This window comes from Geodermatophilus sp. SYSU D00779 (assembly GCF_054050595.1).
Genome location: NZ_JBJGZQ010000022.1, coordinates 37,336 through 51,248 on the forward strand (window position 1 = coordinate 37,336; position 13,913 = coordinate 51,248).

A 13,913-nucleotide genomic window follows, 5' to 3' on the forward strand; every position below is an offset into this window, starting at 1 on the left:
GTGATCCCGATCCTCGGCCTGGCCGTCGGCATCGTGCTCGGCCTGGTGTTCGACCCCACCGTGCCGCTGTGGCTGCAGCCCTACCTGCCGATCGCCGTGGTCGCCGCCCTCGACGCGGTCTTCGGGGGCTTCCGCGCCCGCCTCGACGGGATCTTCGACGCCAAGGTGTTCGTCATCTCGTTCGTGTCCAACGTCGTGGTCGCCGCGCTCGTGGTGTTCCTCGGCGACCAGCTCGGCGTGGGCGCGCAGCTGTCCACCGCGGTGGTCGTCGTCCTCGGCATCCGCATCTTCGGCAACGCCGCGGCCATCCGCCGGCACGTGTTCCGGGCATGAGCGACCAGCCGCGCCCCGAGCCCGACCGGCGTCCGGAGGACGACGTCCACCCCGGGGACGACGCCCCCGACCTGGACGCCGACCTGGACACCTCCGAGCAGGACGCCCCCGTGCAGGACGCCCCCGCGCCCGCCGCGGACGCCGGCGACCGGCCCGCGCCGCCCCCGGAGCTGGCGCAGCAGCGCCCCGGGAGGCCGCGGCGCCGGCGGGACCCGCTGGCCGCGGCGCTCATCGGGGTCCTCACCCTGCTGCTCGGCTTCGCCTTCGCCGTCCAGGTGCGCACCACGGGGACGGGGGAGGACTACTCGACCCTCCGCGAGGAGGACCTCGTCCGCATCCTCGACGACCTCGACGCCCGCGAGGACCGGCTGCGCGAGCAGATCGCCGACCAGCGCACGGCGCTGCGGGAGCTCACCAACGACGACAGCCAGTCCGAGGCCGCCCTGCAGGAGGCCCAGGAGCGCGCCGAGGCCCTCGGCATCCTCAACGGCACCGTCGCCGCCCAGGGCCCGGGACTGGTCATGACCATCCGGGACCCCGAGGGCCGGGTGCGGGTCGCCGACCTGCTCGACGCCGTCCAGGAGCTGCGCGGCGCCGGCGCGGAGACGATGCAGATCGACGGCGTCCGCGTCGGGGTGTCGACGGCGGTCACCGGCGAGCCCGGCGCGCTGCGGATCGACGGCGTCGAGGTCGACAGCCCCTACGAGATCCGGGTCATCGGCTCGGCGCAGGACCTGGAGACGGCGATGAACATCCCCGGCGGCGTCGTCGACCGGGTCGGCCGGCAGGGCGGCAGCGTCGACATCGAGCAGTCCGGGACCGTCGTCGTGGACGCGTTGCGGCAGCTCGACCGCCCTCAATACGCTCGCCCCGACACCGACGACGGCGGATGACGCCGCGCCGCCCGCACCACCGCACCCGACCTCACCGACGAGGAGCCGCCGCATGACCACGCCCGACGACCGCCGCTACACCGAGCAGCACGAGTGGGCGCTGCTGCAGCCGGGTGGGGGCGAGGGCGCCGTCGTGCGGGTCGGCATCACCGACCACGCCCAGGACGCCCTGGGTGACATCGTCTTCGTGCAGCTGCCCGAGGTCGGCGCCGAGGTCGCGCCCGGCGCCCCCATGGGCGAGGTGGAGTCGACCAAGTCGGTCTCCGACGTCTACGCGCCGGTCACCGGCGTCGTGACCGCGGTCAACGAGGCCCTCACCAGCGCCCCCGAGACCATCAACGCCGACCCCTACGGGGCCGGCTGGCTCGTCGAGATCAGCGTCGCCGGGGACGGCGGCGACCCCACCGCGGACCTGATGGACGCCGCCGCCTACCAGGCGCTGGTCGAGGCGAGCTGACCGGCGCTCCGGGCCACGGCAGCGGTCCCCCCGGCCCCGGCGGCGATCACTATGCTGCCGATCGGGGCGCCGCGGAGGCCGCTGAGCGACCGCTGAGCCTCACCCTGTACGTTCGGTTGACCCTCGGGTCGGCCGCTGGTTCCATGACCCACGGCCCGCCGTGCTCGACGCGGCGACCGACCCGCGACGGGCTGTCCGGCCCGTCGTCCGCCGGCCGCCCGCGGCCAGACCCCAGGTCCGCGGCGGTGCCACCCCTGCACCGGAGGAGACAGACGTGCACTGCACTCGTTGTGGCCACAACAACCCCGAGGGCAGTCGCTTCTGCGCGCAGTGCGGCGCGGCGCTGTCCCAGGAGCGGATCGGCGAGTCCACCAGCGTCATCCCCAAGGTGGGTGGCGAGGACTCCGCGGAGACCCCCGAGGTCACCGAGGCCGACGCCCACGCCGGCGCGGTCGAGTCGCTGCCCGCGGGCTCGGCGCTGCTGGTCGTCAAGCGCGGCCCGAACGCCGGCAGCCGCTTCCTGCTCGACCAGGACGTCACCACCGCGGGCCGGCACCCCGACAGCGACATCTTCCTCGACGACGTCACCGTCAGCCGCCGGCACGTGGAGTTCCACCGTGAGGGCGGCGGCTTCTCGGTGCACGACGTCGGCAGCCTCAACGGCACCTACGTCAACCGCGAGCCGGTCGACGTCGCGACGCTGGCCGGGGGCGACGAGGTGCAGATCGGCAAGTTCCGCCTCGTCTACCTGACCGGTCCGCGCACGGGCGAGCCCGCCGGCGCGTGACCGGGCTCGCGAGGTCACGCATGTGCGCAGCACCACCGGGCACGAGCGCGACGAGCGCCGGCGAGGAGCGCTCGTGACCCGGCGCGCAGCCGGGGGGACGGCGCCGACGGCACGGACGGCGGCGTGACCGCGGTGCCCTCGCGTGCCGACGCATCCGGGGAGCCCGACGGCCGGCACACGCCGCGCCTCACCATCGGCGAGGTGCTGACCGTCCTCCGGGAGGACTTCCCCGACGTCACGATCAGCAAGATCCGCTACCTCGAGTCCGAGGACCTGGTGCACCCGCAGCGCACGCCGTCGGGCTACCGGAAGTTCTCCTCGGCCGACGTGGCCCGGCTGCGGTACGTGCTGGCCGCCCAGCGCGACCAGTACCTGCCGCTGCGGGTCATCAAGGAGCACCTCGCGGCGCTCGACCGGGGCGAGCCGCTGCCCGGCAGCGCGCCGCCGGCCGCGCCGCCGCCGGAGGAGGAGGCGGACACCAGCAGCCTGACCAGCGAGCAGTTCGCCCGGGCGTCCGGCCTGGAGGCCGGGCAGCTGGCCGACTGCGTGCAGTTCGGGCTGCTGACCCCCGACGCCGACGGCCGGCACCCGGCGACCGACCTGCCGATCGCGCGGGCGGCGGCGGGGCTGGCCCGGCACGGCATCGAGCCGCGGCACCTGCGCGTCTACCAGAACGGCGCCGAGCGGGAGGCCGGGCTGGTCGAGCAGCTGGTCGCGCCGGTGCTGCGGGCGCGCTCCGAGGAGGCCCGCAACCGGGCCACCGAGAAGCTGCGGGAGCTGGCCGCCCTCTCCGCGCAGCTGCACGGTGCGCTGCTGGAGGCGCGCCTGCGGGATCTCCTGCGCCCCTGACTCGGGCGTACCGTGGTCGGGGTCGGGACCCGAGTCCACGGCCCCGGCGCCGCACCGTCGTCCACCAGCCGCCCGTACCGATCCACCGCCCGTCCTCGGGCCGCAGCTGAGGGAGCCCCACCGTGCAGGAACTCAGAGTCGTCGGTGTCCGGGTCGAGCTGCCCGGGAACCAGCCGATCCTGCTGCTCAAGGAGACGCAGGGCGAGCGGTACCTGCCCATCTGGATCGGTGCGGTCGAGGCGGCGGCGATCGCCTTCGAGCAGCAGGGTGTGCGCCCGGCCCGGCCGATGACGCACGACCTGCTCAAGGACGTCGTCCGCGCGCTCGGTGCGACGCTCGAGGCGGTCAACATCACCGAGATGCGCGACGGCATCTACATCGCCGAGCTGGTCTTCGGCGACGACCGGGTGGTCAGCGCCCGCCCGTCGGACGCCGTCGCCCTCGCCGTCCGCACCGGCGCCCCGATCTACGGCGCCGAGGACCTGCTCGACGAGGTCGGGATCGAGATCCCCGACGAGCAGGAGGACGAGGTCGAGAAGTTCCGCGAGTTCCTCGACCAGATCTCCCCGGAGGACTTCGGCGCCGGTTCCGGCTCGGGCGGCAGCGGCCCCGCCTGAACGAGGGTTCCCTCGCCCCACCGCTCGCCGGCTCGCGGGGGGGCCCTGCGACGTGGCCGGCGGGACCGGGGCGTGTGACTGCTGTGACGGCCGGGGCACGTGCGGTGAGTTCCCGCGGTCGGAGGCGTGCCCGGGGTCAAGGAACGGCTCCGGTGCGCCGATACCCCTCCGATGGGTGAGTGGCGCGACACGCCGCCCCCCTCAGTTGACCCGCCCCAGGGCCCGGCTTACGGTCGGCGAACAACAGCGGTGTGACACCGGCAACCCGACGCGGCAGCCGATTGCAGCGACCCGAGTGACGGTCAGCACCGCGGGGGACCGCGGCGTCAGCTGCGGGAGCAGAGGAGGACGCTGACGTGAGCGACCAGAGCAAGGGCTCCCAGGGTCAGCTCTTCAGCGACGCTGCCGTGGGCGCGCCGTCCTACGACGAGGTCGACAGCGACCTCGTGGGGTACCGCGGCCCGACGGCGTGTGCCGCTGCCGGCATCACCTACAGGCAGCTCGACTACTGGGCCCGTACCGGCCTGGTCGCCCCGTCGGTGCGCAGCGCCACCGGCTCGGGCACCCAGCGGCTGTACTCCTTCCGCGACATCCTGGTGCTCAAGGTGGTCAAGCGGCTGCTGGACACCGGCGTCTCGCTGCAGAACATCCGCAAGGCCGTCGACCACCTGCGCAACCGCGGCATCAAGGACCTCGCCAACGTCACGCTGTTCTCCGACGGCGCCACCGTCTACGAGTGCACCTCCGCCGAGGAGGTCGTCGACCTGCTCGCCGGCGGCCAGGGCGTCTTCGGCATCGCCGTCTCCGGTGCGCTGCGCGAGCTCTCCGGCGAGCTGGCCGAGCTGCCCGCCGAGCGCATCGACGGCGCTCCGCTGCACGCTGCGGACGACGAGCTCGCCGCCCGCCGCCGCCGCCGCGCCGCGGTGTAGGGGCGAGCAGCCCTCGCGCACCTCCGGACGACACCGGGGTATCGCCGGAACCCGGTCACCCGGGCGGGTGGGGTCGGCGATCTCGCTGCCTCCTCTCCCGCTGGTAGCGTCGTGGTAATGGCGGACCGTGCCCCTGAGCCCCTGCCCGCACTCGCCGCGCTGGACCCCGCCGGGTCCTTCGCCGCCCGGCACATCGGCCCGCGCCCCGACGAGACGCAGGCGATGCTCGCTGCTGTCGGTCACCCGACGCTGGAGTCCCTCGTCGACGCCTGCGTGCCCGAGGGGGTCCGCGACCGGACGCCGCTGGACCTGCCGCCGGCCGCCGACGAGGCGACCGTGCTGCGGCTGCTGCGCGAACGCGCCGAGGCCAACGACGTCTACACCTCGATGATCGGTCTGGGCTACTCCGGCACGGTCACCCCGGCGGTCATCCAGCGGACCATCCTGGAAAACCCGGCCTGGTACACCGCCTACACGCCCTACCAGCCCGAGATCAGCCAGGGCCGGCTCGAGGCGCTGATCAACTTCCAGACGGTGGTCGCCGACCTCACCGGTCTGCCGGTGGCCGGTGCCTCCATGCTCGACGAGGCGACCGCCGCCGCCGAGGCGATGACCCTCGTCCGCCGTGCCGGCCGGGCCAGGGCCGACGCGGTGTTCGTCGTCGACGAGGACACCCTGCCGCAGACCCTGGCCGTCCTGCGCACCCGCGCCGAGCCGCTCGGCATCCACCTGCACGTCGCCGACCTCTCCGCCGGCTGGCCCACCGACCTGCCCGGGGCCGGGGCGTTCGGGGTGCTGCTGTCCTACCCGGGGGCCAGCGGTGCCGTCCGCGACCACCGGGCGCTGGCCGCGGCCGCGCACGAGGCCGGCGCCGCGGTCGTCGTCGCCGCCGACCTGCTGGCGCTGACGCTGCTGGAGGCGCCGGGGGAGTGGGGCGCCGACGTCGCCTGCGGCAGCTCGCAGCGCTTCGGCGTCCCCATGGGGTACGGCGGGCCGCACGCCGGCTACCTCTCCGTGCGCGAGGGCCTGGCCCGGCAGCTGCCCGGCCGGCTGGTCGGCGTCTCGGTCGACGCCGACGGCGACGTCGCCTACCGGCTGGCCCTGCAGACCCGCGAGCAGCACATCCGCCGGGAGAAGGCCACCAGCAACATCTGCACCGCGCAGGTGCTGCTCGCCGTCATGGCCGGCGCCTACGCCGTCTACCACGGCGCGGAGGGCCTGACCGCGATCGCCGCCCGCGTGCACCGCAGCGCGCAGACCCTGGCCGGCTGGCTGCGCGCCGGGGGCGTGGACGTCGTCCACGACCGCTTCTTCGACACCGTGCACGCCCGGGTGCCCGGCCGGGCCGCCGAGGTCGTCGCCGCCGCGGCCGAGCGGCGGGTCAACCTGCGGCTGGTGGACGCCGACACCGTCGGCGTCGCCTGCGACGAGACGACCACCGTGGGGATCCTGCGCGCGGTCGCCGAGGCCTTCGGGGTGCCGGCGGACAGCACCGGCGAGGGCAGGGCGGTGCTGACCGACGGCGGCGCCGACGCGCTGCCGGCCGAGCTGCGCCGCCGCACCCCGTTCCTCACCCACCCGGTCTTCTCCGCGCACCGCTCGGAGACCGCGCTGCTGCGCTACCTGCGTTCGCTGGCGGACAAGGACCTCGCGCTGGACCGCACGATGATCCCGCTGGGGTCCTGCACGATGAAGCTCAACTCCGCGGTGGAGATGGCCGCGATCACCTGGCCGGAGTTCGCCCAGCTGCACCCGTTCGCCCCGGCCGAGCAGGCCCGCGGCTACCGGCAGCTGATCGACGAGCTGTGCACCGCGCTGGCCGAGGTCACCGGTTACGCCGCGGTCAGCGTGCAGCCCAACGCCGGCTCGCAGGGTGAGTTCGCCGGGCTGCTGGCCATCCGCGGCTACCACGCCTCCCGCGGCGAGGCGCACCGCGACGTCTGCCTCATCCCGTCCTCGGCGCACGGCACCAACGCCGCCAGCGCCGTCATGGCCGGCATGCGGGTCGTCGTCGTGGCCTGCGACGAGGCCGGGAACGTCGACGTCGCCGACCTGCACGCGAAGGTCGACCAGCACGCCGAGCGGCTGGCCGCGATCATGATCACCTACCCGTCGACGCACGGGGTGTTCGAGGCCGACATCCAGGAGATCTGCGGCGCGGTGCACGACGCCGGCGGGCAGGTCTACGTCGACGGCGCCAACCTCAACGCGATGGTCGGCCTGGCCAAGCCCGGCCGGTTCGGCTCCGACGTCAGCCACCTCAACCTGCACAAGACCTTCTGCATCCCGCACGGCGGCGGCGGCCCCGGCGTCGGGCCGATCGGCGTCCGGGAGCACCTGGTGCCGTTCCTGCCCGGCCACCCGCTGGTCGACACGGGCACGCAGGGCCCGGCGGTCTCGGCCGCGCCGTGGGGGTCGGCCGGCATCCTGCCGATCTCCTGGGCCTACCTGCGGCTGATGGGCCCCGACGGGCTGCTGCGGGCCACCGAGCACGCCGTCCTGGCCGCGAACTACGTCGCCGCGCGGCTGCGGGAGCACTACCCGGTGCTCTACACCGGCGCCGACGGGCTGGTCGCGCACGAGTGCATCCTCGACATCCGGCCGCTGACCAAGGCCACCGGCATCACCAACGACGACATCGCCAAGCGGCTCATCGACTTCGGCTTCCACGCCCCGACGATGAGCTTCCCCGTCGCCGGCACGCTGATGGTCGAGCCGACCGAGAGCGAGGACAAGGGCGAGCTCGACCGCTTCGTCGACGCGATGGTCGCCATCCGCGCCGAGATCGGGAAGGTCGCCACCGGCCAGTACGACCGCTCCGACAACCCGCTGCGCAACGCCCCGCACACCCTCGCGATGGTGGCGGGGGAGTGGGATCGGCCGTACCCGCGCGAGACCGCCGTCTACCCGGTGCCGGGGCTGCGCGGCCGCGGCTACCTCGCCCCGGTGCGGCGGATCGACCAGGCCTACGGCGACCGCAACCTGGTCTGCTCCTGCCCCTCGCCGGAGGCCTTCGCCGAGCCCGAGCCGGCGCCGGGGCCGGCGGCCCGCGTCCCCGACCGCAGCCAGGGCGCACCGGACGACCTGGGGACGGCGGCCGATGCCGTCCCCGCCGGCGCCCAGGCCTGACGACGGCTGTTCCCGCGAGGGGATCGCAGCGCGTCCGGCGAGCGAGGAGCGGACCGGAGCGCAGAGCCAGGCCCTGGAGGGGTCCTGACGGTCCCACGCCGCGGGGGGGGGGGGCGCCCCCCCCCCCCCCGCCCCCCCCCCCCCCCCCCCCCCCCCCCCCCCCCGCCGCCGTGGCTCCAGCGCAGAGGCCGACGAGGCGGCCGCGGAGAGCGACGACGACCGTCCCGAGCGGGCCGGCCGCAACGGACGCACCACCAGCGACGACGACGTCAAGGGCGTCACCGGGTCCACCCGGCTCGAGGCCAAGCGCCAGCGCCGCCGCGACGGCCGGGACAACGGCCGCCGCCGGGCGCCGATCCTCACCGAGGCCGAGTTCCTCGCCCGCCGCGAGGCCGTCGACCGCAAGATGGTCATCCGCCAGCGCGGCGAGCGCACGCAGATCGCCGTCCTCGAGGACGACGTGCTCGTCGAGCACTACGTGACCCAGGCGCAGGCGACGTCCTTCGCCGGCAACGTCTACCTCGGCCGGGTGCAGAACGTGCTGCCCAGCATGGAGGCGGCGTTCGTCGACATCGGCAAGGGCCGCAACGCCGTCCTGTACGCCGGTGAGGTCAACTGGGACGCCGCCGGGCTGACCGGCAAGCAGCGCTCCATCGAGCAGGCGCTGAAGTCCGGCGACAAGGTGCTGGTGCAGGTCACCAAGGACCCGATCGGCCACAAGGGCGCCCGGCTCACCCAGCAGGTCAACCTGCCCGGCCGGTTCCTGGTCTACGTGCCCGGTGGCTCGATGACCGGCATCAGCCGCAAGCTGCCCGACACCGAGCGGCAGCGGCTCAAGGACGTCCTCAAGAAGATCGTCCCCGAGGACGCCGGCGTGATCATCCGCACCGCCGCCGAGGGGGCCTCGGAGGAGGAGCTCACCCGCGACGTCGCCCGGCTGCAGGCGCAGTGGGAGGTCATCCAGACCAAGGCGTCCTCGTCGAACAACGCGCCGACGCTGCTCTACGGCGAGCCCGACCTGGCCATCCGGGTCATCCGCGACGTCTTCAACGAGGACTTCAAGGAGCTCGTCGTCCAGGGCGACGACGCCTGGGACACCGTCGAGGCCTACGTCGCGCACGTCTCCCCGGAGCTGACCGGCCGGCTGACCCGCTTCACCGGCGAGGGCGACGTCTTCCGCGACCTGCGCATCGACGAGCAGCTGGCCAAGGCGCTCGACCGCAAGGTCTGGCTGCCCTCCGGCGGCTCGCTGGTCATCGACCGCACCGAGGCGATGACCGTGGTCGACGTCAACACCGGCAAGTTCACCGGCTCCGGCGGCAACCTCGAGCAGACCGTCACGCGCAACAACATGGAGGCGGCCGAGGAGATCGTCCGCCAGCTCCGGCTGCGCGACATCGGCGGCATCATCGTCATCGACTTCATCGACATGGTCCTCGAGAGCAACCGCGACCTGGTGCTGCGGCGGCTCACCGAGTGCCTGGGCCGCGACCGCACCAAGCACCAGGTCGCCGAGGTCACCTCGCTGGGCCTGGTGCAGATGACCCGCAAGCGGGTCGGGCAGGGCCTGCTCGAGGTCTTCTCGGAGCCGTGCGAGCACTGCCGCGGCCGGGGCGTCATCGTCAGCACCGACCCGGTGGACGACAAGCGCCGCAGCGGCGGGAGCGCCGGTGGCGGCAACGGCCGGCGGGACCAGCAGCGCGGTGGCGGCAGGGACAACGGTGCCCGCGACGACGCCAAGGACGCCGCGCCGGCCGAGACCGTGGCCGTCGGCGCCGAGGCGCCGGCCGCGGGCGGCCCGGACGGCGACGGCGAGGGTCAGCGCTCCGGCGGCGGCCGGCGCAACCGCGGCCGCCGCAACCGCAGCCAGTCCGGTGAGGAGCGCGCGGCCGAGGACGCCGCGGTGCTCACCGCCGCAGGCGGGCCCGCCGAGGACGCTGTGGGCGCCGACGCCGGGACACCGGACGCCGGGACACCGGACGCCGAGGCCCCGGACGACGCGGTGGCCGCGGTCGAGCCGGACCAGCCCGACGCCGTGACCCCGGAGGCGGCGCCCGGGCCCGTCGCCGAGGAGCCGGCCGCGCAGCCCGCTGCGGGGTCGGCCGCCGAGGGGATCGCGCAGCCCGTTGCCGAGCCGGCCCCGGTGGAGTCCGCTCGGGCACCGGCGCCCGCGGACCAGGCGCTCGCCGAGCCGTCGCCGGCCGAGCCGGAGGACCGGACCGGGGCGGAGGGGGCCGACGACGAGGCCGTGCCCGCCGGCGCCGGCCCGGACGACCCCGGCCCGATGGACGCCGAGCCCCCCGCGGAGCCGGCGCCCGCCGGCACGCCGTCGTCCGCGGGCACGGCGGGGGAGTCCCAGCCGCCGGTGGCCGACGACGGCAGCGGGACCGCCACGCCGGTCACCCGTCCGCGCCGCCGCCGGGCGGCCAGCCGCCCGGCCGGCCCGCCGGCCTCCTGAGGTCCCTGCGGGCCCGCCGGGGCGGCTGAGGGCGAGGGGGTCCTCCCCCTTCCCCCGTTCGACCGGGCCGTCGCGGCTCGGGTACGCTGGTCGGGTTGCACCGCCCCGGCGGGGCACCGCACGGTGCCGCCTGGGAGGCGGGCAACCCGTCCAGCACCCGGCGCCCGACGTCCGGGCGCACGCAGGACACGACAGAGGCGATCGAGGAGTTCAGTGGTGTACGCAGTCGTGAAGGCCGGTGGCCGGCAGCACAAGGTGGCCGTGGGCGACCGGTTCACGGTCAACCGTCTCGTGGGTGAGGCGGGCGACACCGTCACCCTCCCGGCCCTGCTCCTGGTCGACGGCGACACCGTCACCAGCGACGCGGAGACGCTGGCCGGGGTGACCGTGACCGGCGAGATCGTCGGCCACGGCAAGGGCCCGAAGATCCGCATCCACAAGTTCAAGAACAAGACCGGCTACCACAAGCGTCAGGGGCACCGTCAGCCCCTCACCGACGTCGTGGTCCGCGACATCACGAAGGGCTGACGCCGACATGGCACACAAGAAGGGCGCCTCGTCCTCCCGCAACGGCCGCGACTCGAACGCGCAGCGCCTCGGCGTCAAGCGCTTCGGGGGTCAGGTCGTGAAGGCAGGCGAGATCATCGTGCGCCAGCGCGGTACCCACTTCCACCCGGGCCTGGGCGTCGGCCGCGGCGGCGACGACACGCTGTTCGCGCTGCAGCCCGGTGCCGTGACCTTCGGCACGCGGCGGGGACGCAAGGTCGTCTCCATCTCCGCGGTCGAGGCCTGAGCACTCGAACGATCCGCTTCACGAGCGCACGGGCCGCGGCCCGTGCGCTCGTGGCGTCTCGGGACAGCTGACACATGGCCGCTTTCGTCGACCGCGTGGTCGTGCACGTCGCCGCCGGCAACGGCGGGCACGGCGTCGCCTCGATCCACCGCGAGAAGTTCAAGCCGCTCGGCGGCCCCGACGGGGGCAACGGCGGCAACGGCGGGGACGTCGTCCTCGAGGTCGACCCCAACGTGCACACGCTGCTGGACTTCCACCACCACCCGCACCAGAAGGCCGGCAACGGCCGCCCGGGTGCGGGCAGCAACCGACACGGCGCCCGCGGCGAGGACCGCGTGCTGCGGGTCCCCCCGGGCACCGTGGTGAGCACCCCCGACGGCCGGGTCGTCGCCGACCTGGTCGGCGCCGGCACCCGCGTCGTCCTCGCCCACGGCGGCAAGGGCGGCCTCGGCAACGCCGCGCTGGCCAACCCCCGGCGCAAGGCCCCCGGCTTCGCGCTGCTCGGCGAGCCGGGGGAGACCCTCGACGCCGTCATCGAGCTCAAGAGCATCGCCGACGTCGGCCTGGTCGGCTTCCCGTCGGCAGGCAAGTCCTCGCTGATCGCGGCCATGTCCGCCGCGCGACCCAAGATCGCCGACTACCCCTTCACCACGCTGGTGCCCAACCTCGGCGTGGTCCGGGCCGGCGACACCGTCTTCACGATGGCCGACGTGCCCGGGCTGATCCCCGGTGCCTCCGAGGGCCGCGGGCTGGGCCTGGAGTTCCTCCGGCACATCGAGCGCTGCGCGGTGCTGGTGCACGTCGTCGACATGGCCACGATGGAGCCCGGCCGCGATCCGGAGAGCGACATCGAGGCGCTGCGGCACGAGCTGGCGCAGTACCGGGAGGACCTCGTCGACCGGCTGCGGGTCGCCGTCCTCAACAAGATCGACGTGCCCGACGCGCGGGAGCTGGTCGACCTGGTCCGCGAGCCGCTGGAGGCGCGCGGCCTGGAGGTCTTCCCGGTGAGCGCGGCGACCGGCGAGGGGCTGCGCGAGCTCGGCTTCGCCCTGGCCCGCGCGGTCGAGGAGCACCGCGCCGCGCTGCCCGAGCCCGAGCCGGTGCGGGTGACCCTCACCCCGCGGGCGGTGGACGACAGCGGCTTCAGCGTCGAGCGCGACCCGGACGACGAGGGCGCGTTCACCGTGCGCGGCGTCAAGCCCGAGCGCTGGGTGCGCCAGACCGACTTCACCAACGACGAGGCCGTGGGCTTCCTCGCCGACCGCCTCAACCGGCTCGGCGTCGAGGACGCCCTGCAGGAGGCCGGCGCGCAGGAGGGCGACACCATCGTCATCGGCGACGTCGCCTTCGACTTCGTGCCGACGCTGCCGGCCGGCACGCTGAGCGCCGAGGAGACCGCGGGGCTCGGCGGGCGGGGCACCGACTCCCGCATCGACGCGCCGCACCGGGTGCGCGCCGAGGAGCGACTGGCGGCCAAGCGGGCCCGCCGGGTGCCCTACGAGCTCACCGAGACCTGGACCGACGACGACCTGCCCGAGGACGACGAGTGAACCTGCGCGCGGAGATCGCCGGTGCGCGGCGGGTCGTGGTCAAGGTCGGCTCCTCGTCGCTGACCAGCCTGCCCGGTGGGCTGGACGAGCAGCGGCTGACCGCCCTGGTCGACGTCCTCGGCGCGGTGCACGCGCAGGGCCGCGAGGTCGTCCTCGTCTCCTCGGGGGCCATCGCCGCCGGCCTCGCCCCGCTCGGGGTCGTCGGCCGGCCGCGGGACCTCGCCACCGCGCAGGCCGCCGCCAGCGTCGGCCAGCTGCGGCTGGTGCAGACCTACGCCGACGCCTTCGCCCGGCACGACGTCACCGTCGGCCAGGTGCTGCTGACCGCCGACGACCTCACCCGGCGCAGCCACTACCGCAACGCCCAGCGCACGCTGGAGCGGCTGCTGACGCTCGGCGTGCTGCCGATCGTCAACGAGAACGACACGGTGGCCACCGAGGAGATCCGGTTCGGCGACAACGACCGGCTGGCCGCGCTCGTCGCGCACGTCGCCCGGGCCGACGCGCTGCTGCTGTTCAGCGACGTCGACGGCGTCTACGACGGCGACCCGCGGCAGGGCCCGGCGCAGCTGATCGACACCGTGCGCGACCCCGCGGACCTCGGCGAGGTCACCCTCGGCACCGCCCGCCGCAACGGTGTGGGCACCGGGGGGATGGCCACCAAGGTCGAGGCCGCGCTGATCGCCGCGCACGCCGGCGTCCCCGTCGTCGTCACCTCGACCGCCCAGGCCGCCGCCGCGCTGGCCGGGGAGGCGGTGGGCACCCGCTTCGCCGTCATGGGGCCGCGGCCCCGCGCCCGCCAGTTCTGGCTGCGCTTCGCCACCCGCCCGCGCGGCCGGCTGCACCTCGACGCGGGTGCGGTCCGGGCGCTCCGCGAGCGCGGCGCCTCGCTGCTGCCGGCCGGCATCACCGACGTGGCGGGGGAGTTCCTCGCCGACGACCCCGTGGAGCTGGTCGGCCCCGACGGCGTCGTGGTGGCCCGCGGCCTGGTCGCCTACGACGCCCGGGAGCTGCCGCCGCTGCTGGGCCGCAAGACCAGCGAGCTGGACCCGGAGTACCAGCGGGAGATCGTGCACCGCGACGAGATGGTGCTGGTGAGGCGCCCGTCCCTGGGCTGA

At 75.0% G+C, this 13,913-nt stretch carries 13 protein-coding genes; all 13 read left to right on the plus strand.

Annotated features, from left to right (window positions below; all coding sequences use genetic code 11):
- Positions 1-333, plus strand: a complete 333-nt coding sequence (locus ACI79G_RS17425; RefSeq protein WP_091214231.1) for a small basic family protein — start codon at positions 1-3, stop codon at positions 331-333.
- On the plus strand, positions 330-1,226 hold the full coding sequence (locus ACI79G_RS17430; protein WP_456882376.1) for a DUF881 domain-containing protein: 897 nt from the start codon (positions 330-332) through the stop codon (positions 1,224-1,226). Before ACI79G_RS17425 ends, ACI79G_RS17430 begins: the two co-directional genes overlap by 4 nt.
- A gap of 52 nt (positions 1,227-1,278) precedes the next feature.
- A complete protein-coding gene (gene gcvH, locus ACI79G_RS17435; protein ID WP_456882377.1) occupies positions 1,279-1,683 on the plus strand; it encodes a glycine cleavage system protein GcvH in 405 nt (134 codons plus the stop codon).
- Positions 1,684-1,957: 274 nt separating this feature from the next.
- A complete protein-coding gene (gene odhI, locus ACI79G_RS17440; RefSeq protein ID WP_012948792.1) occupies positions 1,958-2,470 on the plus strand; it encodes an oxoglutarate dehydrogenase inhibitor Odhl in 513 nt (170 codons plus the stop codon).
- Positions 2,471-2,593: 123 nt separating this feature from the next.
- Complete coding sequence (ftsR, locus tag ACI79G_RS17445; protein WP_456882378.1) at positions 2,594-3,319, plus strand: transcriptional regulator FtsR; 726 nt, start codon at positions 2,594-2,596, stop codon at positions 3,317-3,319.
- Between the two features lie 122 nt (positions 3,320-3,441).
- Positions 3,442-3,936, plus strand: coding sequence for a bifunctional nuclease family protein (locus ACI79G_RS17450; RefSeq protein WP_091214238.1), 495 nt, complete (start codon positions 3,442-3,444; stop codon positions 3,934-3,936).
- A gap of 356 nt (positions 3,937-4,292) precedes the next feature.
- On the plus strand, positions 4,293-4,865 hold the full coding sequence (locus ACI79G_RS17455) for a MerR family transcriptional regulator (protein WP_100498333.1): 573 nt from the start codon (positions 4,293-4,295) through the stop codon (positions 4,863-4,865).
- Between the two features lie 117 nt (positions 4,866-4,982).
- On the plus strand, positions 4,983-7,994 hold the full coding sequence (gene gcvP, locus ACI79G_RS17460) for an aminomethyl-transferring glycine dehydrogenase (RefSeq protein WP_456882379.1): 3,012 nt from the start codon (positions 4,983-4,985) through the stop codon (positions 7,992-7,994).
- A 406-nt stretch (positions 7,995-8,400) separates the two neighbouring features.
- The gene (locus ACI79G_RS17465; protein ID WP_456882380.1) at positions 8,401-10,452 is read left to right on the plus strand and encodes an Rne/Rng family ribonuclease; all 2,052 of its coding nucleotides are present in this window, start codon (positions 8,401-8,403) and stop codon (positions 10,450-10,452) included.
- A gap of 216 nt (positions 10,453-10,668) precedes the next feature.
- Positions 10,669-10,980 carry a 50S ribosomal protein L21 gene (rplU, locus tag ACI79G_RS17470; RefSeq protein WP_072911969.1) on the plus strand — a complete coding sequence of 104 codons (312 nt, stop codon included), beginning with the start codon at positions 10,669-10,671 and terminating at the stop codon, positions 10,978-10,980.
- Positions 10,981-10,987: 7 nt separating this feature from the next.
- On the plus strand, positions 10,988-11,245 hold the full coding sequence (gene rpmA / locus ACI79G_RS17475; RefSeq protein WP_091220018.1) for a 50S ribosomal protein L27: 258 nt from the start codon (positions 10,988-10,990) through the stop codon (positions 11,243-11,245).
- Positions 11,246-11,319: 74 nt separating this feature from the next.
- Positions 11,320-12,795, plus strand: a complete 1,476-nt coding sequence (obgE, locus tag ACI79G_RS17480) for a GTPase ObgE (RefSeq protein WP_456882381.1) — start codon at positions 11,320-11,322, stop codon at positions 12,793-12,795.
- The gene (gene proB, locus ACI79G_RS17485; protein ID WP_456882382.1) at positions 12,792-13,913 is read left to right on the plus strand and encodes a glutamate 5-kinase; all 1,122 of its coding nucleotides are present in this window, start codon (positions 12,792-12,794) and stop codon (positions 13,911-13,913) included. The genes obgE and proB overlap by 4 nt, the downstream gene beginning before the upstream one ends.

Bases quoted from the DNA above. Each gene is read 5' to 3' on its own strand.
- ACI79G_RS17430 (WP_456882376.1), top strand. From the start codon at position 330: ATGAGCGACCAGCCGCGCCCCGAGCCCGACCGGCGTCCGGAGGACGAC.
- gcvH (WP_456882377.1), top strand. From the start codon at position 1,279: ATGACCACGCCCGACGACCGCCGCTACACCGAGCAGCACGAGTGGGCG.
- gcvP (WP_456882379.1), top strand. From the start codon at position 4,983: ATGGCGGACCGTGCCCCTGAGCCCCTGCCCGCACTCGCCGCGCTGGAC.
- ACI79G_RS17465 (WP_456882380.1), top strand. From the start codon at position 8,401: ATGGTCATCCGCCAGCGCGGCGAGCGCACGCAGATCGCCGTCCTCGAG.
- rpmA (WP_091220018.1), top strand. From the start codon at position 10,988: ATGGCACACAAGAAGGGCGCCTCGTCCTCCCGCAACGGCCGCGACTCG.
- obgE (WP_456882381.1), top strand. From the start codon at position 11,320: ATGGCCGCTTTCGTCGACCGCGTGGTCGTGCACGTCGCCGCCGGCAAC.